Genomic DNA, 16,594 nt, shown 5'->3' with positions numbered 1-16,594 from the left:
AGAGCACATTGGAACGACTTCCGACCCCTCTGAAGATCGTAACGGTCGCTTTGGCCGTGCCGCTTTTCGCATTCGCGATGTGCGCCATCGCCGTTTTCGCGGTGAAGCTCTTCGGCCTTATGCCCGTATCGGTGGCCGCGCTCTTGCTCTTGCTTGTCGGACCTTCGACCTACGGCTTTCTGGTACGCGCCCAGGAACGCAGAAAGCCCTTCGTGCGGTACGATACCAAGCGCTAGGACTCCGCCGTCCGTCTGGGCATTTCGCCGAGTTCGTCAACCAAACTGCGATCTGTCAACCACGGCTCGGTTTGTAAACCGGGCCACTTTCACGGTTCGTTCCGTTCCTATGTCGTGAACAGGACACCGCCTGTCCCTCGGCCCTGCTCCTCGAGACCGGAAGGTGCGGACCCCAGATCGCTAGCGGCCCGGGCCCGGTCGCCGCCAACCGCTGCGCAGTCCTCCACTCCGTTCCGGCCCTCCGGGTGCGGCTCAGACCCTACCCGCTACGCGTTCGGTCACGCACTGATCCCGGTGCTGTCTGGAGGCCCCATGTCCGACTTCGACCCCAAATCCCTCGACAACAACACCCGCCGGATGCTCGACGTCTCAACGGCTCACATCTCCCAGGAGACCTGTGACGCCGCCACCGCCAAGGCAATCAGCTGGGCGAACACCGGCCCGACCGAGTTCGGTTTCATCGTCTACGTTCACCAGGAACGCGACGACGAGACCCACAACGACCTCTGGGCCGTCATCGAGTTCGCCCGCGCTTGGGGCTTCGACTACGTCATGTTCGACCGAGACGCTCCGCACCTCCCCGAAGGCGCCGCTCTACCGGTCTTTGACTGGTGACCACGCGCGCGGCCGCTGGACACGACCGGTGGCCGCGTGTGACCATCCTGAAACGGAGCCCTTCATGACGCGCATGACCTCGCCCCTCTTTCCGATGACCTTCGCCGCCATGGCGATCGGCCTTATCGCCTCCCTCCTGATCGCCTTTACGCCGGTCATTCATTCCGGCCTTCCGCTGGCGATCGTCGCCGGCGGCCTCATGCTGGCGCTGATGACCGCCGGGATCGCCATCGACCGGCGCCGGGCTATGCCCGCCGCCGTTCTGGTCCGGACCAGGTCTTAGGCCTCGACCACGTCCGCGAACGCCCTGCAGTCGTCCAGCAGATCGCGGGCGACGGCCGCGCAGTCAACGAGCGACGGCCTACCGGCATCCTTCGCCATGTCGTCCAGTTCGTGCCTCGCATAGCGGGGACTTAGGGCCGCGACGACGGCCTGCGTCCGGTCGTTTCGCACCTTCAGCCCCGCGCCGGTCGCCGCCTTCAGACCACGCATCAGGTCATGCCTGATCTCGCGCCGGTTCTGATCGTCCGTCCAGCCGTTTGCAATCAGGGCGGCCTTCAGCGCCAGCTCGATGGCGCAGCACAGCATCTGCGCGCGCGGGGCCCACGCCTCCGGCTCAGGCCCTTCGGAGCCGGCGCGCAGGAAGCCCTGCGCATTTTCCAGAAACACCGGCACCAGGTGGGCGTCCGCCGATCGCTGCCGCATCGTCTATCGCCCCCTTACGTCCGCTGACACCCGCACCAGGTCCTCGCCCATCATCTCGAGCACGATCCGCTCCTTCTCATTGGTCGGCCGGATGATGATCCCGAAGGTGAACGGTCGCTCCACGAACGCGGCTGGGCTCAGCAGCGAACGCACGTGTTCGATCTTGTCCGGATCCATCGGCATCCACCATTCCGGCATCTCATTACCCACGCTTGTTTCGCCCTTCTCGCGCACGTTGCGATTCCAGTAACACCGCTCGGCTTATGTTCAACTCACAGTGGCGGGGGAGAGCCGCGTGTTTGTCGTGATAGCCGCTTCAGGTATCGGGATCGCCGCCTCTGGCTGGGCGGCGCTGCGCTGGCGCGCCCGCCGTGCTGCAGAAGCGCCTGTTCACGAGGAACTATGCCGCCTCATGCTCGCCGCGGCAAAGCCCGCCTTGCGGGCGTCGCCCACGGTGACGCACGGGCGCACGGTCGACGGGGCCTGGATCATCCCCGAAGGCTTCCCGCATGACTTCGTCACGGGATGGGAGGAGGTCCGCCACTATCTCGGCACCACATGCGGCGGCGAAGGCCTCGCTCGCCGCCGGAGACGACTCCGCCGGGCCTGCCGCGCAGTCCGGCGCGACCTCGACCCGGCGCAACGCGATCGCCTACGGACGATCTGCGAGACCTATGGCGGCTAGGCCGCGTCCGGCCGCTCGAATTCTCTCGCGACCTTCAGCAGCAACGCCCGGTTCGGCGCCGGCATACGCGAGAAGCTCTCCGCCAGCTCGTGGCTTCCCTTGATGGCGCCGAAGCCCGCCTGGGGGCTTGCCGCCTCTACACCGTGCACCGGGAAGACATCCCCCGGATGGAAGTCCAGGACGCCCGCGATCCGGTGCAGCATCGAGGCCGAAATCCTGTTCGCGCCTTTCTCGTATTTCTGAATCTGCTGGAAGGTCACCTTCACCGCCTTGCCCAGGGACTGCTGGTTCATCCCGGCGCGGAGCCGATACGCCTTCACCGCCAGCCCGACATGCACATCCACGGGGTCCGGACCTTCGTCTTCCACCTTGCCGCTCATCTCAATCTCCAACGGATTACCACAACCCCCACTGGCATATTCGCTCACAGGTTCACTGTCACGGGGGAGGGCGCAGATCGACGAACCCACTCCCTCCGCCCCGGCCCTTCTGCAGAAACCGCCCGGGCTTCGGACTGACGGCCCCTGCGCAAAAGGGGGGCGAACCCCCCTCCCTTAGTGGACGCTCTCGATGGCCGACAGCACCCGGTGGAACTGGTGGAACACCCGCTCGCTCGGACGAGTAGCGGTCCAGTCCGCCCAAGCCTGCAGCTTCTGTTTCCGGCTCAGCTTCTCCCAGCCTGCGGCCAGTTGCTGCGCCTGGTCGATCATCTGTTCGACGATGACCTGGTGACGGTTGGCGGTTTGGATCGAAACGGTTTGCATGGCGAAGCCTCCATTGAAGCCGCCCCCAACGGGCGGCGATGAAGCCTTCGGGGCACGGTGGGCCCCGGCCAGTCACCGGAGCGACGGCTCTTGCCGGCGCGGAGGGGAACGGCGAAGCCGTTGACGGGCAGGGTGCCGTGAAACGATGCGTAATCGACGCGCGTGGGGCCTGTGGCCGCGACTAGCGGCCACTCGATCCGGGTAGAGAGCGCAGCGAACGGACCGGGAACCGGCGGGGCCGCATCCTCGCCGTTCAGGGGCGGATGCCCATCACCGATCTCTGGGCCAGCCACTCATTGACCAGCACAGACCCCGTCGGACGCCCTTCGTACAGGGCATAGGCTCATGGTGACGACGATGGATCGCTGTCCTCTTCGACGGCTTCGTCGCTTCGAATGCCTTTGCTGAAGGCCGAGGCGGGGAGGGGGTGGGCGTCTGGCTCTGGGCCCGTCCCCGGGCGTCTTGGGGGCGTCGGAGTTGGGCGCGTTCGGGGGCGCGTCATTGTGGAAGCATCGGGACGTTGATGGACCAAGGGCGGCCTGTCCAACAGGCTTCAGCGCGTTTTCCGCTCACCTGAAGGATGGGTTCCCCCGGCTGGGCGGGTAGCCGCAATGGATCACTCTTAACCTACGACGGGTCGGGTTCTTACCGAAGGCAACCCCGCTGCGCGGGGCGAGCCTGGCGGACCCTCACGGCGCTGCGCGCCTCGGCCTTCCGCGCTGCGCTTGTGCAGGCCGGTTTCCACCAGTCTCGGCCTTCGGACGTCCCCTTGTCCCCGTCGCTGACGGTCTCGTGATCGCGGCAGTGCCCGCGAGCCGGACGGGAAATCCCGACCGGTGAGAAAGAAGGAAAACGACGATGCTGAACCAAGTTGAACTGATCGGCCGCCTGGGCAACGACCCGGAGTTCCGCACCCTGAACAGCGGCGACCGCGTGTGCAACATCCGGCTGGCCACGACCGAAACCTGGAAGAACGATGCCGGCGAGCGCAAGGAGCGCACCACCTGGCACACCGTCGAGGTCTTCGGCAAAGGCAAGGTCAACGCGATCGAGAAGTGCCTGCGCAAGGGTTCGCTGGTCCACATCATCGGCCAGCTGCGCTACGACGAGTACGAGAAGGACGGCGTCAAGCAGGTCCGCGCCAAGATCAACCTGAGCGGCCCGAAGCACCAAGTCATCTTCCTGGACAAGAAGCCGACCGAACAAGCCGACGACGAGCCCGGCTCGGAAGGCTGATCCGCCAGCAGCGGCCCCCCGGGAAACCGGGGGGCCTTTTGGTTTGCGAAACCACAGCAGCCTGGAGGCTCACATGTTCGATAGCATCCAAAGCACCCCACCCTGGGACGAGGTCCAGCCCCGGCCGGACCATCCGGGACCCTTCGCGGTGATGCACCGGCCCCACGGCCGGCTCAACATCGAGACCCGCTTCTACGGTCCGTTCGACAGCTTCGACGAGGCCTATGACGCGATGGACTCGATCCCCGCTCTCGGCTTCGCCGTCGAGCTGCCGGGCGTGAAGTGGATCGTGCCGCTGGAGCGTCTGCCGTGAGCAGCCGGCGGCCCGAGGGGGACACTGGTCCCTGGTTCAGAAACACGTATGAGTGCCCGTGCGGCACGGAATGGAGCGACGAATGGTCATGCGCCTGCGACGACGACTGTCCCGACTGCGGGACCACCTGTTCACCTTCGGACAGCGAGGAGGCCGACTGATCGGCCGCGGGCTGGCCTTGGCGTCCGGCGTCTTCCGTCCGGACCATCCCAAGGTCACCGAGGAGCGCCTGAAACTCGGCGCCAACGGTTGCCAGACGGCGGCTCTCACGCTGGCCGTGGCGGTGTTCGTCACGCCCCAGCTGAACGCGGCCTTCGTGGTCACGCCAGCGTGGATCATCTCAAGCGGCATCGGCGTTATGTTGCTGATCGTGGCGGCCCACGCTCTTTTGGGCTATATTCCCAATCCACAGACGCCCCAGAAGGAGGATCGTCCATGATTGAAGTTGGTCTCTTCGGTGTCGGCCTCGCCGCTGGCGCGGTCATCGCCTGGTTCGTGAAGCCGCTTGTTGCTGGCTTTGTCGCCGGTCTTCAGGCCTCGGCCACGCAGCCGACCATCCCGGCCGAGTAGATTTCTCGCACCGCCATTCGAGGCCCCGCCGTTCCCCGGCGGGGCCTTTTTCGTTTTATCCGCTCAGCGCTGGCTCTCGCCGCCTGCGAAGGCCGTCCGCGCGAAGCGCGGTCGCTTTCTGTGCGCTTGGCCTAGCTGGACGCCGTCCGTGCCGTCTAAGGTCGCTCTATGCCCGCTCGCGGGCATAGAGCGGTCGTCTCACTCCCCCCCGACGTCGACCGCTCCAGAGATCCTGACGGCGTTCTCCTGCTTTCCGCCGTTGGGGTCTCTGTAAGGGGAGGGGGCGCGCGGTTCTGTCCCATCCCACCGTGAGGGCTCCGCCGGTTATCCCGTCAACGGCTAAAGCCGTTCCCCTCGCGCCGCCGAAGGCGGCGCTTCGGTGACGGGCCGGCACCTCACGTTCGGATTGCTCCATCACCGCCCAGCCCGGGCGGTCTTCACTGGAGGATCCCATGACTGCCGTTTCCATCGAAACCATTCAGCCTGACCCCGCCGTCATCTTCGATGACGCGACCGCTGCGCTCGATGAGGATTTCGACGACGATACCGATTTCACAGGGGACGATGACGACATCGACGACGTCCCCGCGCAGCGGGGTCGCTCGCGGGAGCCTTCGTACATCGATCTCCGCGATGCCGCCGTGTTGCGCATGGCGCCCGATCTCCCGGCCGACCAGGCCGGACTGGACACTGTGGCGCGCGAAGCGTTCGAGGCCTTCCACGCGGCCGTCGTCATAGGCGACGAGGCCGCCATGATGGCCGCCAGCATTCGCTATGATGCGGTTGTCTGGAAACTCAACGGCGGCGCCTTCTTCGCCTGCGAGGCAGGCAACGAGGCGGTTTCACCCCGCCTGCGGGCACGCCTTGCCGCCGCTCCGGGTGCTGTCCCCCTGTGGGGCCAGTCCGGAGAGTTCCTGGTCGATCATGCCGGCATCAGGGCGATCGTCATCGCCCGGGGCGGGCCTTCGTCCCTGCAGGTCGAATTCCGCGCCGTGTCCGCCACCGGCCCATTCATCTCCAACACGGGTTATCGGTCCCTGTGCGGCTGCCGGCCGATTTACGAGACGACCATGGATGAGGCCGCCAGAATCTGGATCAGCCAGATCCTGACCGAGAAGAAGGGCCGGGAGTTCATCGGCCCCCAATACCGTAATCGCGACTTCCTCGCGGCGTTCCCCTGGGCCGAGGCCGGCGAAGCGGCCTCTCCGGCCCAATACCAGGAGCCGACCGGGCAGTTCGCCTTCAGCTTCTAGCCCGGGCGGGTCGCGTGAGGCGCGACCCGCTTCGTCGTCCCCTTGTCCAGCTGCAGCCCTGTTGCGATCTGAGGGGGCCATACATCGCGAGCCCCTTCATGTCCCAGACCCATACCCTCACCGCAGACGACTACGGCGTGCTGGCCAACGCGGATGCGGCGGCCGACGGCCGCTGTCGCATCAGCCCTTCGGCCAGCCCTGAAGGGCGCGAGGCCACCAAGGCGGCCCTGCGTCACCTCCATCGCCTAGCAGATGAGGGTTATCTTGCGGAGGTCCCCGTGCCGCATCGTCCGGACTTCCCGGTCTTCGCCCTGACCGAGACGGGACGGACGGCGCTGGCCGCACGCACGGCAGGTTCCGCAGCAGACTGATCGGATTCGGCATCTGTCGGCCCGGCCCATCGTTCGTGGGCGCCCACACTCGGCGGCAAGGGACGCTTCGCTCTGAAGCCCTTGCCGCCTTCGTGAGCCCACTACCGCCAGGCTCCGGCCGCCAGCGAGGCGGCTTCAAAAGGAGCCTCCCATGTCTGCAGCACAGGCTACCCTGCCCGGGTTGTTCGCCACCTCGGCGCAAAGCGCCCTTGTGGCCTCGATGTCCCCTGACGAGGCCATTGGCTTCGTCGCCTGTTCCATCATGTCGGTCGCCCAGGCCTGCGGTTGCGATCCTGTCGCGAACACCGTCGATCGCAAGCTGCAGAACGACATTCGCTTCCGCTCGGCCATGAGCCAGGCCGTAGGCCTGTCGCTCGCCCTCGATGATCGGGCCCGGAAGCTAGCCAGCGACCGTTGCGCCTTCCTCACCAAGCATCTGCGCGATCGCGGCGCCGGCGGCATTGCGGGCAAACTTGCCCGCGCCGCCTATCTTCTCGGCCGCGCAGCGCAGGCGGTCGAAGAGACGACCGACATGACCGAGGCCCTCGCGCTCCTGGATGAGGCGATCGTGCTTCATGCGATCATCCACCAGCAAGATGTCGCCGTCGCCCGCGCCCGCCACCAGCTCGGCATCCTCAACCGGGCGCAGCCCGGTCGTCGCCTTCACTAGGCGGGCGCTGTTCCGCATCCTGCGGACCGGCGCTAGTCGCGCGGGTCTGTCTTGTCTCAGGTTGCGCCATGTCCAATCTGAGACTTGAGACGGAGTCACCCATGATCGGCTATGCCCGCGCGCTTCGCCGCGGCCCCGCTCTTATCGCCCAGCGCGAGCGGCTGGTCGCCGCCGGCGTCCGCGAGGTCCATGAGGACCTTCGCGGCGGGGCCACGGTCCTTCGGCCAGCGCTGGACCGCGCGATAGCGGCGCTTTCGCCCGGCGGCGTTCTCTACGTCACCGCACTGGACCGCTTCGGGCGGGACCATCGGCAGATCTTCGATCTGGCCGTCAGGCTGCAGGAAACGAGCCTGCACCTGGTCGCGCTCGATGACGGTATCGACACCCGGCATGACGGCGGGGCGTTCTTCCGTTTCGCCGCCATGATGCTCGCCCACGAGGCCCGGGCTGCAGAGGATCGCCGCGCAGAGCGCGAGATCCTCGACGCTCCGCGTCCGCCCGGTCCCAAGCAGGCAATCACCGACGCGGCATGGGCAGAGGTGTCACCCTTGCTCGCGACGGGAACCATCACCGTCGAACAAGCCGCCGATCGGCTCGGCGTTGGCCGGGCCACCGTCTACCGTCGCCTTGGCCGGAATGAGAACGGGACGTGAACAAACGCTTGCGTTCGCGCTGTCGAGTCCTCTAGACCGTCCGCTGGCAGGGGCGCTTAGGCCAGCGACGTCAGGACCGTGGGACGCAAGAACCCAGACCGCTACACCCGTGAGGACTGGCGCGCTGTCTGCGGCACAGTCGACTCGATGCGGACCAAACGCTGGCGGGTCACCGTCGTGTGCAACCGCTGCCACCTCAACATGGGCGTCGATCTTCGCGTCATGGCCTTCCTCCTCGGCGGGGAGGGCGTCCTGTGGAACCGACACCCGCACTGCCGGCGGGTCGGTTGCGAGGGCCGGGTGACCTTCTGGGCCCAACCGCCCGAGGTCTACACCGCCTTTCCTCTCCGGGCTGAATGGCCCGTTCGCGAATAGCGAAACCGCTCATTCCAGCATCGCACGGGTCCAGGCGCGGCCGCCGCGATCAATCACGCCCAAAGAGGTCGGGGACATCGTCCCCGCAACGGCTCCGCCGTCCTCCACTTCGTTGCGGCCCTCCGGGTGCAGGTCCTCCTTACCCCCGACAGGCAAGGGGCGTGATCGCGGCAAGCCCGCGGGCCAGCTGGATCCCCCGGCTGGAAGCTGGAGACCTTCATGAATCTCGCTGACTTGCACGACCAGGCCGCCTTGGCCTCCGTCTCGTCTGATCTCCTCGATAAGGCTGCATCCGCCGGCGTTGAAGCCATGGCCTCCGTCCTGGCTGACGCCATGAGCTGGACGTCCGGCGATTTCCTGCCCTGCCAAAGCGCGGCCCTCGAGGACGGCGCGCGCGTGATCGCCGGCGCGCTCGCGCGCATGGCGATCGAAAACGGCCTGCTTCCCGAGGAACCCTCGGCCGTCGCCGACCCCGTCCCGGTCGATCCGGCTGTCTTGTTCAACTGCTGCACCGACGGCGCCGAGCCGGACTGGCGGGAGTTCACTGTGCTGCAGATCGGCGGCTGTCGCATGGACCCCGACGACGACGGTGTCGTCGACGGCGGCCAGGACCGCGCCAGCACCGAATTCTACACCGTGTACGGCATCAACCCTGACGGTGAAGCGCTCGCCATCACCGACCTTCCCAATGCCGACCTCGACCAGGCCAAGGCTGTCGCGGACACCCTTTCGGGCCTGTCCGGTCTGTCTGTCGAACTGCATTGCGCCCTGACCCAGGAGATCACCCAATGAGCCTCATCACCTTCCTCGATCGCATCGCCGGCATGAAGACCGGCGAGGAGCTTGACGGCCATATGTCCGGCGCCGACGCCGTGGACACGCTGTCCTATCTCATCATCGAGGCCCGGGCGCTGCGCGCCTCGGCCTCCGCCGCGGAGCTCAGCGCCGACGGTCTCACGGTGCTTCGCACCCTGCGCGACCTCGTCGATGAAGCCCTGTTGACGCACATCTACCAGGACGAGAGCGAGATCCCGGCGGACTGTGGCTACGTCCTCGCCCGGGATGAGGCTGACGCGATCCTGGACCTTCACCCATCCGGGTGACGGCGACGGCCGCGCCTTGCGGCGGGCGGTTCGCTCCGCTCGCCGCCTCGGCCTGCCTACTGTGAGGGCAGGGGGCGTTCCCGGGCTTGGCGACCAGCTGGCCTTCGGCCTCGCGGTCGCTTGCGCCTGGTCACGTCAGACAAGTGCGCCGGCGACGGCCTCGCTGCGCGCGCCGCTCCCCATGGGTCGCGACGACGGCCTGCCGGACTGAGAGAGGGGCGGCGGGGTCGGCCGATCCTGATGCAAGGGCACCGCCGGTTATCCCGTCAACGGCTTCGCCGTTCCCCTCTGACCGGCCGGACGGCCGAGTCCTCGGTGACGGGCCGGCACCTCGCAACGGATAGGGCGCGCCCCGCCCGTTCCGGGCGGCTCACCGAGGAGAACCCGATGACCCACGCAACACTGTGCGAGCTTATGCGCCAGCACGAATTGGACTTCACCGCTCCGGCCGACCGCGCTCCTGCAGCGCGCCCGCTAGCGCGGCCGCGGCTGCTGATCCTCGCCTGTTCCTCGTCCAAGGCTGAAGGCGAAGACCTCTCGGCGCGGGACCGCTACACCGGGCCGCTCTGGCAAACCCTCAAAGCGGCCGACCCCGATGGGTCCCTAGCGCACGTCGCGTTCCTTTCAGCCCGCTACGGCTTCGGGCACTCCCGGGATCCTCTGCCCCACTACAACACCCTGCTCACGGCCAAGACCGCCGAGACGATGATCCAGCGCGGGCTGGCAGGGTACTATCCCAACTATGACCTCACGTTCCGCACCCAGGGCGCGCGCGATCGGCACCTTGCCAGCCGCGAGCGGCTGCGGACCGCCGGCGGCGTCATCGCTCGTCTCGTCCGCGAAGCGGGTCGCGCCTTTGAGGACGTCGCCATCTGCGGCGGCAAGGAGTACGTCCGGGTCGGGCAGTCCTATGTCGCTGAGATGACCGATCACGGGTTCATCGCGGCCACCGCGCCCTTGACCATCATCAACGACCAGATCGGCTACATGCGCGCCAAGCTCCGGCGCTGGCTGTGTGAGCCGTGAGAATGGCCGCTGGTGGGCGTGGGACCGCGCTGGGGGCGCAAGGCGGTCAACGAACTTCCCCGGCCATGCCGCCCGCTCGTGGGCTCCCGGTGCGGCTTAGGGGGCAGGGCGGCGGGCATTGGCTGTCGTCGGTCAAACAGGACGACGGAGCGCTTCTCGGTCGCTCCCGTGGTTTCCGGCCTGCGGGTTCCGCGATCAATCACGCCCAAGAGGGGCGGGGTCGCCGGTCGCTCAACGGCTACGCCGTCCTCCACTCCGTTCCGGCCCTTCGGGTGCGCTTCCGGCTCAAACCCCGCCTGGCAAGGGGCGTGATCGCGGGACACCCGCGAGCCAGCCGGATCACCTGGCTGGGAGCTGGAGAAACAAGATGCCCCGTCCCGATATGTCAATCATCGCACAACAGCTGCAGATGCAGCGCGCCTCCATCATCGCCGCATTCCAGAGCCTGTCGGGCACCGAGCGCATGGCGCAGGCCAACAGCTACGCCGCAGCCGAGGCCGCTGGCGAGGCGGTCTTCCACCCCTTCCACCTGTGCTTCGACGGCGCGCGGGGCCCGGTCCAATGACCGGCGCTTCGCTGCGTCCCGTCAAATGGCACTTTGACGATTCCCCGATCTGGGACGGCTTCGCCCACGGCACAACCTGGAACGGTTGGGCCGACATCAGCATCACGCCCGCCGTTCAGACCGAAGTCGCCATCTGGCTCGACGGCGAGTCCGACAGCGTCGACGAATGGCGCGCGCTGCAGCCCGGTCCGGATGGCCTGGTTGACCTTTCCGGCGGCCACACCCCGAACATCGACGAGGACGCCACCGCGTGCGCCGCGTTGGGGCGTGCCCTTGAGCTGTTGACCGGTCTGGTCGCCTCGCTCTCCGCCCGGTTCGTCGAGCGTCTGAAGGAGACGCTGACGACCGAACAGTGGGCCGAAATGCTCCGGCGCAATGCCGAGGCGTGGGACAGCCCATTCGACACCTGTGCGTCGCACGATTTCTGCGACTCGAACATGGTCATGGCGGCGGCCTTCCTCGACGTCGTCGGTCACGAGCCGAGCGGGTCCTACGAGACCCACTACGATCCCGCCAAGGGCTACCATGTCGCGGACGACCCGGCCGAAGAGGCCCGGGCCGACGCGAACATGTGGTTCTGGAACGAGGCCTGGTGCCTCGCCAAGGGCGATCACCTGATGGACATCCAGCTGGCCGATCGGCTTGAGGCCGAGGCTCACGCCACCTGGAAGATCCTGCCCTGGTGACATCTCCGGCCTGTTGCGCCGGCGACGGCCGCGCCATGCGGCGGGCGGTTCGCTCCGCTCGCCGCCTCGGCCTGCCTACAGATAGACCGGGGGCGCTCCCGGGCTTGGCGACCAGCTGGCCTTCGGCCTCGCGGTCGCTTGCGCCTGGTCACGTCTGACGAGTGCGGCGGGCGACGGCCTCGCTTCGCGCGTCGCTCCCTATGGGGCGCGACGACGGCCTGCCCGTACCGGAAAGTTTACTGCGCACGTCGTTTTCGCATCGTGTCACGGGAGCCCGGAAGTCAACGGCTGCGCCGTTCCCCTCCGCCGGCGGCCAAGAGGCCGCCGCTCCGGTGACTGCCGAGCGCCACCCGTGTCCCGAAGCTCCATCGCCGATCGCTGGGATCGGCCAAAAAAGGAGCATCGACATGAACACCGTCACGATCAACGGTTTCCCCAAATGGCAATGCCTGGTCGGCAGCGTCACTCAGTTCTCGGTCATCACCTGGGCCGCCACGGAGTTGGCCGCCCGCCAACAGGTCGCGGCCTGGCAAGAGGTTCCGCTGCATTGGGTCACCGCTCAGCAAGTGGCGGCGTTCTAAGATGGCCCGCCGTTCCTCAACCCCGCCCGGCGTCTCGGAGTTGGCGTTGCCCTTCACCGGGTTCTTGCCCCGCGAGACCGTCTCGCCGAACCACGACCACTGCGGATCACTCAGCGATACCGACTTGCTGGGTCGGCTTCTTCGCCACAACGGCGGCCTCGGGGCCGCCTACATCATCATCGACGAGTTCGGCTCAGCGGCGGCGGCAACGTCCGCCACCGTAGGCGACTTCACCCATCGAACCGGCCTCGACGCGGCGGTTCATCAGGATCTGCAGCTTGCCTCGGAGTTGGGCGCCCGAATGGCGCGGGCCGGGATCGAGGACCGTTGCGTCCTAAGCTCCTGGTCCGTCCTGAACGAATACCTGCGCGCGCGGCTGGCCCATGCCAAGATCGAGCAGTTCCGGGTTCTGTTCCTCGACAACAAGAACCGCCTGATCCGCGACGAGCTGCTGGGGGCGGGCACGATCAATCACGCGCCGGTCTACCCACGGGAGGTTATACGGCGCGCCTTGGAGCTTGGCTGCGCCGCGCTGATTCTGGTCCACAACCATCCCTCGGGCGATCCCACCCCGTCGCGGGCTGACATCGACATCACCAAGTCCCTCATCGAGATCGGCAAGCTCATGGGCATCGCCGTCCATGACCACGTCATCGTAGCGAGCGAGAGCTGCGTCAGTTTCCGGTCCAAAGGCCTCATCTGATCGAGGGGGCTTCGGCCCCCTTTTTGTGCGCGATCGGTCGGTGCGACGCCGACCGCGGCGCTTCGCGCGCGGTGACCCGGCGACGGACAGGGCAGGGACCGTTCCCGGGCTTGGCGACCAGCTGGCCTTCGGCCTCGCGGTCGCTTGCGCCTGGTCACGTCCGACAGGTGCGCCGGCGACGGCCTCGCTGCGCGCGCCGCTCCCTATGGGTCGCGACGACGGCCTGCCGGAATGAAAGGGGGGCGACCGTCATCTTGGCATCGTGACACGGGAGCCCGGAAGTCAACGGCTACGCCGTTCGCCCTCCGCGTCGGCCGAGTGGGCCGCCGCTCCGGTGACTGCCGAGCGCCACCCGTGGCCCGAGCCTCGGAAGCCGATCGTTGGGATCGGGATTCGAGGAGATCATCATGACCAGTCCACTCATCGAGGCCATGGAGGCGTGGAAGGCCGAGGCCGCAGGCAATCAGCATTCCTTCTTCGAGGCCGATACCCCGGTGATGGTGGCATACGGCGGCGGCGTCGACAGCACCGCGATGCTGATAGAGCTGATCGAGACCGGCATCCGCATCGACATTGTCCTGTTTGCTGACACAGGCAGCGAGAAGCCCACCACCTATGCCTTCATCGAACTCTTCGCCAAATGGCTCGCTGATCGCGGCGTGACGCTAATCACCGTCCGCTATCAGCCCAAGAACTACAAAAACTTCCCTCCCTACCGCTCTCTCGATGAGAACTGCCTGACCAACGGCACTTTGCCGTCGATCTCTTTCGGGTTCTCCAGCTGCTCCCAGAAGTGGAAGATCGAGCCTCAGAACAAATGGACCGAACAGTGGGAGCCTGCCGTCACTGCCTGGGCGAACGGGGGCAAGGTCATCAAGCTGATTGGCTACGACTGCTCCCCAGCCGACGCCAAGCGCTACGCGCACCGCGAAGGCTATGTCGATCCCCGCTACGTCTACGGCTACCCGCTTCGCGTGCTGGGCTGGCATCGCTGCGATTGCGAAGAGCGGATCCGTCGTGCAGGCCTTCCCGTTCCCCCGAAGAGCGCCTGCTTCATGTGCGGCGCCATGAAGACGTGGGAGGTCCACACCCTGCCTGTCGAACAGCTGCGCAGGATCGTGTTGATGGAAGCCCACGCCGCGCCCCGGCTTCAGAAGATCGAGGGGCTATGGCGCAACGGCGTCAAGGGGACTCGCGGCGGCGAGAAAAAGCCGGGCCGCATCACAGACTATATCCGCGAACAGGGGCTTCTATCGTCGGAAGCGATCGACGAGATCACCGCGATGGCGCCGCAAGCCCTCGTCCGCTTCCAGGACGCAGAATCCGGCGTGCCTGTCACAGAGCGCGCCGACCTCGGCCAATGGCTAACCCTGTTCGACAAGCGTGACGCCGGCGTCTTCGACGTCTCTCCGTCATCTCGGCTGTTTGCCGAAACCCCTCATCCACGCGCGGCCTGATCTCAGGCGCCGACCGCTGCCTGACGGCGCGGTGACCCGCGACGGATAGAACAGGGGGCGTTCCCGGGCTTGGCGACCAGCTGGCCTTCGGCCTCGCGGTCGCTTGCGCCTGGTCACGTCGGACAGGTGTGCCGGCGACGGCCTCGCTTCGCGCGCCGCTCCCTATGGGTCGCGACGACGGCCTGCCGGAATGAAAAAGAAACGCGCACGTCTTGTTCGCATCGTTTCACAGGAGCCCGGAAGTCAACGGCTGCGCCGTTCGCCCTTCGCGTCGGCCGAGTGGGCCGCCGCTCCGGTGACTGCCGGGCGCCCACCTGTGCCCCGAAGCTCCATAGCCGGTCGCTGGGACCGGCCAACGATGGAGACCACGATGCAAGCGATCGAAGCCCTTCCCGAAGTCACCGCCCCTCCCGTCATCATCGCCGAGGCTCCCGCGGCCGAGTTGCCGCGCGACGAAATTGGCGACCGCCTGATCGCCGAAGGACTGGCTCACAACAGCTTCCTGCTGGATCTGAACCACGCCCTCACCGTCCCCCACGACTGGACCCTCCCGGCGCCGTGGAATCTCCCTTCTCGTCTGTTCCGCTTCCCAATCGAGGTCAGCGAGTATCAGGAGGGCGGGCGGCGGCTGGGCCTCATGCACCCGGCCCTGGTCGATCATCCCTTCGTCAAACATGTCTGCCAGGTCATGGGCATGGCCATCCCCGCCGGTGGCGCTCCGAACCCCTACGGCTACACCAAAACCGGCCTCGGCATGTGGTGGCACGCCGTCGATCTGATCTCGGCGGGTCGCTGGCAAGATGCCCTCGACACCCGCCAGTTCACGACTGACGCCCATCTCCTGCAGGCCGTGACCTTCTCGCTGAGCTGTGGTCGGGAGGACGGTGACGCCCTCACCCCCGCCGATGCCCGCCACATCTTCGATGTGCTGGGCGTTGCCTGTCCCGCCGATCCGAACGCCATCCTCTGCAGCTTCCCCCGGCCGGGCTCCGTTACGGCAGACGACAAGGTGGAGCGCTGGCCCGTGAACACGGGCTGCGACGCGCCGGGCGATACCGCGTGGGCCATCGTCATCGGACTTGAGACCGGATGGTTCGCCAAGGACCGCAGCGGCCACCTGCAGTGGACGCGCCTCGGCCGGGACCGACACCAAGCCGGACCGTCCGCCACCTTCATCGAACAATCGTCGGGGCAGGGGGCCTTCGCCTTCTGACACCGACACCGATCCGACCTGTTGCCTGAGCGGGCGATGGGTCGGGCTACCGGGGCACGACGGCGGCGGCCTGTGGCCGTCGCCGCGACTTCGGCTGTCCGCGTCCGGATCATCGTCAGCACACGCTGCGCCCTGACGGGCTTGCTGATCGTGTGCCCGCTAGTCGCGGGCACTTTCCCGCGCACGTCGTTTTCGCATCGTGTCACGGGAGCCCGGAAGTCAACGGCTTCGCCGTTCCCCTCCGCCGCGGCCGAGGCCGCGCCTCCGGTGACTGCCGAGCGCCACCCGTGCCCCGAAGCTTCATCGCCGGTCGCTGGGATCGGCTTCATGGAGAACAGTCATGCAAACGATCGAACAAGTTCAAGCCGCCTGGGCCGCTCTGGACCGTCAGGCTCAAATCGAGGCCTGGGACGCCTTCACCCGCTCGATCGACTACGGAGATCAAGGTCATGATCCGTTCTACCTGGTCCTGCAGCCCATGTGGGATGCGGGCACCTTCCCCTTTGAGGACGAGTATATCCGGGACTCGATCGAGGAGCTGCAGCACACCAGCGCAGCGGACGAGTGGTTCGATGCCATGATCCTGGCCAACGATCCCAGCGACAACGCCTTCTGGGATCGCTTCGATCCGGCGGCGGCGGACGCCATGATGGGCTGCCCCTTCTAATCGAGGGGGCTTCGGCCCCCTTTTTGTGCGCGACCCACAAGCGGGGCGCCGACCGCAGCGCTGCGCGCGCGGTGACCCGGCGAAGGCGAGGGCGGGGGCGTTCCCGGGCTTGGCGACCGGCTGGCCTTCGGCCTCGCGGTCGCTTGC

At 67.0% G+C, this 16,594-nt stretch carries 27 protein-coding genes; 23 read left to right on the top strand and 4 right to left on the bottom strand.

What is annotated here, in order from left to right:
• Positions 1–8 precede the first annotated feature (8 nt).
• From ACOZBP_RS13055 to ACOZBP_RS13045, 3 genes are all read left to right on the top strand, one after another.
• Positions 9–236 (top strand): hypothetical protein, encoded by a 228-nt coding sequence (locus ACOZBP_RS13055; protein WP_153923445.1) that lies wholly within the window; start codon positions 9–11, stop codon positions 234–236.
• Positions 237–548: 312 nt separating this feature from the next.
• The gene (locus ACOZBP_RS13050) at positions 549–851 is read left to right on the top strand and encodes a hypothetical protein (protein WP_153923446.1); all 303 of its coding nucleotides are present in this window, start codon (positions 549–551) and stop codon (positions 849–851) included.
• A 64-nt stretch (positions 852–915) separates the two neighbouring features.
• Positions 916–1,134 (top strand): hypothetical protein, encoded by a 219-nt coding sequence (locus tag ACOZBP_RS13045; protein ID WP_153923447.1) that lies wholly within the window; start codon positions 916–918, stop codon positions 1,132–1,134.
• Here ACOZBP_RS13045 and ACOZBP_RS13040 read toward each other — a convergent pair.
• Positions 1,131–1,556 (bottom strand): hypothetical protein, encoded by a 426-nt coding sequence (locus tag ACOZBP_RS13040; RefSeq protein ID WP_153923448.1) that lies wholly within the window; start codon positions 1,554–1,556, stop codon positions 1,131–1,133. The genes ACOZBP_RS13045 and ACOZBP_RS13040 overlap by 4 nt on opposite strands.
• 3 nt (positions 1,557–1,559) lie before the next feature.
• The gene (locus tag ACOZBP_RS13035; protein WP_153923449.1) at positions 1,560–1,790 is read right to left on the bottom strand and encodes a hypothetical protein; all 231 of its coding nucleotides are present in this window, start codon (positions 1,788–1,790) and stop codon (positions 1,560–1,562) included.
• A 61-nt stretch (positions 1,791–1,851) separates the two neighbouring features.
• On the opposite strand from ACOZBP_RS13035, the gene ACOZBP_RS13030 reads away from it, so the two are divergent.
• Positions 1,852–2,241 (top strand): hypothetical protein, encoded by a 390-nt coding sequence (locus ACOZBP_RS13030; RefSeq protein ID WP_153923450.1) that lies wholly within the window; start codon positions 1,852–1,854, stop codon positions 2,239–2,241.
• Here ACOZBP_RS13030 and ACOZBP_RS13025 read toward each other — a convergent pair.
• Together ACOZBP_RS13025 and ACOZBP_RS13020 are read right to left on the bottom strand one after the other, a co-directional pair.
• Positions 2,238–2,621: a helix-turn-helix transcriptional regulator gene (locus tag ACOZBP_RS13025; protein WP_153923451.1), complete on the bottom strand. Its 384-nt coding sequence runs from the start codon at positions 2,619–2,621 to the stop codon at positions 2,238–2,240. The genes ACOZBP_RS13030 and ACOZBP_RS13025 overlap by 4 nt on opposite strands.
• Before the next feature lie 174 nt (positions 2,622–2,795).
• Positions 2,796–3,005 carry a hypothetical protein gene (locus tag ACOZBP_RS13020; RefSeq protein ID WP_219352628.1) on the bottom strand — a complete coding sequence of 70 codons (210 nt, stop codon included), beginning with the start codon at positions 3,003–3,005 and terminating at the stop codon, positions 2,796–2,798.
• Between the two features lie 858 nt (positions 3,006–3,863).
• Between ACOZBP_RS13020 and ACOZBP_RS13015 the strand changes: the two genes are divergently transcribed.
• From ACOZBP_RS13015 to ACOZBP_RS12925, 19 genes are all read left to right on the top strand, one after another.
• The gene (locus ACOZBP_RS13015; protein ID WP_219352629.1) at positions 3,864–4,241 is read left to right on the top strand and encodes a single-stranded DNA-binding protein; all 378 of its coding nucleotides are present in this window, start codon (positions 3,864–3,866) and stop codon (positions 4,239–4,241) included.
• A 73-nt stretch (positions 4,242–4,314) separates the two neighbouring features.
• On the top strand, positions 4,315–4,554 hold the full coding sequence (locus ACOZBP_RS13010) for a hypothetical protein (protein ID WP_153923454.1): 240 nt from the start codon (positions 4,315–4,317) through the stop codon (positions 4,552–4,554).
• A gap of 82 nt (positions 4,555–4,636) precedes the next feature.
• Entirely contained in the window at positions 4,637–4,993 is a 357-nt protein-coding gene (locus tag ACOZBP_RS13005) for a hypothetical protein (RefSeq protein WP_153923455.1), read from the top strand.
• Positions 4,990–5,124 (top strand): hypothetical protein, encoded by a 135-nt coding sequence (locus ACOZBP_RS13000; protein WP_255488867.1) that lies wholly within the window; start codon positions 4,990–4,992, stop codon positions 5,122–5,124. Before ACOZBP_RS13005 ends, ACOZBP_RS13000 begins: the two co-directional genes overlap by 4 nt.
• Before the next feature lie 452 nt (positions 5,125–5,576).
• Positions 5,577–6,377: a hypothetical protein gene (locus ACOZBP_RS12995; protein WP_219352630.1), complete on the top strand. Its 801-nt coding sequence runs from the start codon at positions 5,577–5,579 to the stop codon at positions 6,375–6,377.
• Positions 6,378–6,475: 98 nt separating this feature from the next.
• Positions 6,476–6,748, top strand: a complete 273-nt coding sequence (locus tag ACOZBP_RS12990) for a PadR family transcriptional regulator (RefSeq protein WP_219352631.1) — start codon at positions 6,476–6,478, stop codon at positions 6,746–6,748.
• A 181-nt stretch (positions 6,749–6,929) separates the two neighbouring features.
• On the top strand, positions 6,930–7,418 hold the full coding sequence (locus tag ACOZBP_RS12985) for a hypothetical protein (protein ID WP_422676832.1): 489 nt from the start codon (positions 6,930–6,932) through the stop codon (positions 7,416–7,418).
• A gap of 101 nt (positions 7,419–7,519) precedes the next feature.
• Positions 7,520–8,071, top strand: a complete 552-nt coding sequence (locus ACOZBP_RS12980; protein ID WP_404419816.1) for a recombinase family protein — start codon at positions 7,520–7,522, stop codon at positions 8,069–8,071.
• Between the two features lie 78 nt (positions 8,072–8,149).
• On the top strand, positions 8,150–8,446 hold the full coding sequence (locus ACOZBP_RS12975) for a hypothetical protein (RefSeq protein ID WP_153923460.1): 297 nt from the start codon (positions 8,150–8,152) through the stop codon (positions 8,444–8,446).
• 219 nt (positions 8,447–8,665) lie between these two features.
• Positions 8,666–9,238 carry a hypothetical protein gene (locus ACOZBP_RS12970; RefSeq protein WP_404419818.1) on the top strand — a complete coding sequence of 191 codons (573 nt, stop codon included), beginning with the start codon at positions 8,666–8,668 and terminating at the stop codon, positions 9,236–9,238.
• Entirely contained in the window at positions 9,235–9,549 is a 315-nt protein-coding gene (locus tag ACOZBP_RS12965) for a hypothetical protein (RefSeq protein ID WP_153923462.1), read from the top strand. The genes ACOZBP_RS12970 and ACOZBP_RS12965 overlap by 4 nt, the downstream gene beginning before the upstream one ends.
• A 387-nt stretch (positions 9,550–9,936) precedes the next feature.
• Positions 9,937–10,575 carry a hypothetical protein gene (locus ACOZBP_RS12960; RefSeq protein WP_404419820.1) on the top strand — a complete coding sequence of 213 codons (639 nt, stop codon included), beginning with the start codon at positions 9,937–9,939 and terminating at the stop codon, positions 10,573–10,575.
• 367 nt (positions 10,576–10,942) lie between these two features.
• Positions 10,943–11,140 (top strand): hypothetical protein, encoded by a 198-nt coding sequence (locus ACOZBP_RS12955; protein ID WP_316629624.1) that lies wholly within the window; start codon positions 10,943–10,945, stop codon positions 11,138–11,140.
• Complete coding sequence (locus ACOZBP_RS12950) at positions 11,137–11,826, top strand: hypothetical protein (RefSeq protein ID WP_404419822.1); 690 nt, start codon at positions 11,137–11,139, stop codon at positions 11,824–11,826. The genes ACOZBP_RS12955 and ACOZBP_RS12950 overlap by 4 nt, the downstream gene beginning before the upstream one ends.
• Before the next feature lie 407 nt (positions 11,827–12,233).
• Positions 12,234–12,407 (top strand): hypothetical protein, encoded by a 174-nt coding sequence (locus tag ACOZBP_RS12945; protein ID WP_153923465.1) that lies wholly within the window; start codon positions 12,234–12,236, stop codon positions 12,405–12,407.
• A gap of 1 nt (position 12,408) precedes the next feature.
• Positions 12,409–13,110: a RadC family protein gene (gene radC, locus ACOZBP_RS12940; protein WP_153923466.1), complete on the top strand. Its 702-nt coding sequence runs from the start codon at positions 12,409–12,411 to the stop codon at positions 13,108–13,110.
• A gap of 407 nt (positions 13,111–13,517) precedes the next feature.
• Positions 13,518–14,567, top strand: coding sequence for a hypothetical protein (locus tag ACOZBP_RS12935; RefSeq protein WP_422676831.1), 1,050 nt, complete (start codon positions 13,518–13,520; stop codon positions 14,565–14,567).
• A 370-nt stretch (positions 14,568–14,937) separates the two neighbouring features.
• A complete protein-coding gene (locus tag ACOZBP_RS12930; protein WP_404419826.1) occupies positions 14,938–15,780 on the top strand; it encodes a hypothetical protein in 843 nt (280 codons plus the stop codon).
• A 340-nt stretch (positions 15,781–16,120) separates the two neighbouring features.
• Positions 16,121–16,447 carry a hypothetical protein gene (locus ACOZBP_RS12925; protein ID WP_404419828.1) on the top strand — a complete coding sequence of 109 codons (327 nt, stop codon included), beginning with the start codon at positions 16,121–16,123 and terminating at the stop codon, positions 16,445–16,447.
• The last annotated feature ends 147 nt before the right edge of the window (positions 16,448–16,594 follow it).

Source organism: Brevundimonas sp. NPDC058933, assembly GCF_049315965.1.
In the GTDB taxonomy this organism is placed as follows: Bacteria; Pseudomonadota; Alphaproteobacteria; order Caulobacterales; family Caulobacteraceae; genus Brevundimonas.
Note: the sequence above shows the minus strand (reverse complement) of the source record. Positions and strands in the feature narration are given on the sequence as shown.

Excerpts from the sequence above, each read along its gene's own strand:
- ACOZBP_RS12950 (WP_404419822.1), top strand. The coding sequence starts at position 11,137 with ATGACCGGCGCTTCGCTGCGTCCCGTCAAATGGCACTTTGACGATTCC.
- ACOZBP_RS12960 (WP_404419820.1), top strand. The coding sequence starts at position 9,937 with ATGACCCACGCAACACTGTGCGAGCTTATGCGCCAGCACGAATTGGAC.
- ACOZBP_RS13000 (WP_255488867.1), top strand. The coding sequence starts at position 4,990 with ATGATTGAAGTTGGTCTCTTCGGTGTCGGCCTCGCCGCTGGCGCGGTC.
- ACOZBP_RS12970 (WP_404419818.1), top strand. The coding sequence starts at position 8,666 with ATGAATCTCGCTGACTTGCACGACCAGGCCGCCTTGGCCTCCGTCTCG.
- ACOZBP_RS13025 (WP_153923451.1), bottom strand. The coding sequence starts at position 2,621 with ATGAGCGGCAAGGTGGAAGACGAAGGTCCGGACCCCGTGGATGTGCAT.
- ACOZBP_RS12935 (WP_422676831.1), top strand. The coding sequence starts at position 13,518 with ATGACCAGTCCACTCATCGAGGCCATGGAGGCGTGGAAGGCCGAGGCC.
- ACOZBP_RS13015 (WP_219352629.1), top strand. The coding sequence starts at position 3,864 with ATGCTGAACCAAGTTGAACTGATCGGCCGCCTGGGCAACGACCCGGAG.
- radC (WP_153923466.1), top strand. The coding sequence starts at position 12,409 with ATGGCCCGCCGTTCCTCAACCCCGCCCGGCGTCTCGGAGTTGGCGTTG.
- ACOZBP_RS12945 (WP_153923465.1), top strand. The coding sequence starts at position 12,234 with ATGAACACCGTCACGATCAACGGTTTCCCCAAATGGCAATGCCTGGTC.
- ACOZBP_RS13005 (WP_153923455.1), top strand. The coding sequence starts at position 4,637 with ATGGTCATGCGCCTGCGACGACGACTGTCCCGACTGCGGGACCACCTG.
- ACOZBP_RS12930 (WP_404419826.1), top strand. The coding sequence starts at position 14,938 with ATGCAAGCGATCGAAGCCCTTCCCGAAGTCACCGCCCCTCCCGTCATC.
- ACOZBP_RS13010 (WP_153923454.1), top strand. The coding sequence starts at position 4,315 with ATGTTCGATAGCATCCAAAGCACCCCACCCTGGGACGAGGTCCAGCCC.
- ACOZBP_RS12925 (WP_404419828.1), top strand. The coding sequence starts at position 16,121 with ATGCAAACGATCGAACAAGTTCAAGCCGCCTGGGCCGCTCTGGACCGT.
- ACOZBP_RS13040 (WP_153923448.1), bottom strand. The coding sequence starts at position 1,556 with ATGCGGCAGCGATCGGCGGACGCCCACCTGGTGCCGGTGTTTCTGGAA.
- ACOZBP_RS13045 (WP_153923447.1), top strand. The coding sequence starts at position 916 with ATGACGCGCATGACCTCGCCCCTCTTTCCGATGACCTTCGCCGCCATG.
- ACOZBP_RS12955 (WP_316629624.1), top strand. The coding sequence starts at position 10,943 with ATGCCCCGTCCCGATATGTCAATCATCGCACAACAGCTGCAGATGCAG.
- ACOZBP_RS12980 (WP_404419816.1), top strand. The coding sequence starts at position 7,520 with ATGATCGGCTATGCCCGCGCGCTTCGCCGCGGCCCCGCTCTTATCGCC.
- ACOZBP_RS13050 (WP_153923446.1), top strand. The coding sequence starts at position 549 with ATGTCCGACTTCGACCCCAAATCCCTCGACAACAACACCCGCCGGATG.
- ACOZBP_RS12995 (WP_219352630.1), top strand. The coding sequence starts at position 5,577 with ATGACTGCCGTTTCCATCGAAACCATTCAGCCTGACCCCGCCGTCATC.
- ACOZBP_RS12990 (WP_219352631.1), top strand. The coding sequence starts at position 6,476 with ATGTCCCAGACCCATACCCTCACCGCAGACGACTACGGCGTGCTGGCC.
- ACOZBP_RS12965 (WP_153923462.1), top strand. The coding sequence starts at position 9,235 with ATGAGCCTCATCACCTTCCTCGATCGCATCGCCGGCATGAAGACCGGC.
- ACOZBP_RS13020 (WP_219352628.1), bottom strand. The coding sequence starts at position 3,005 with ATGCAAACCGTTTCGATCCAAACCGCCAACCGTCACCAGGTCATCGTC.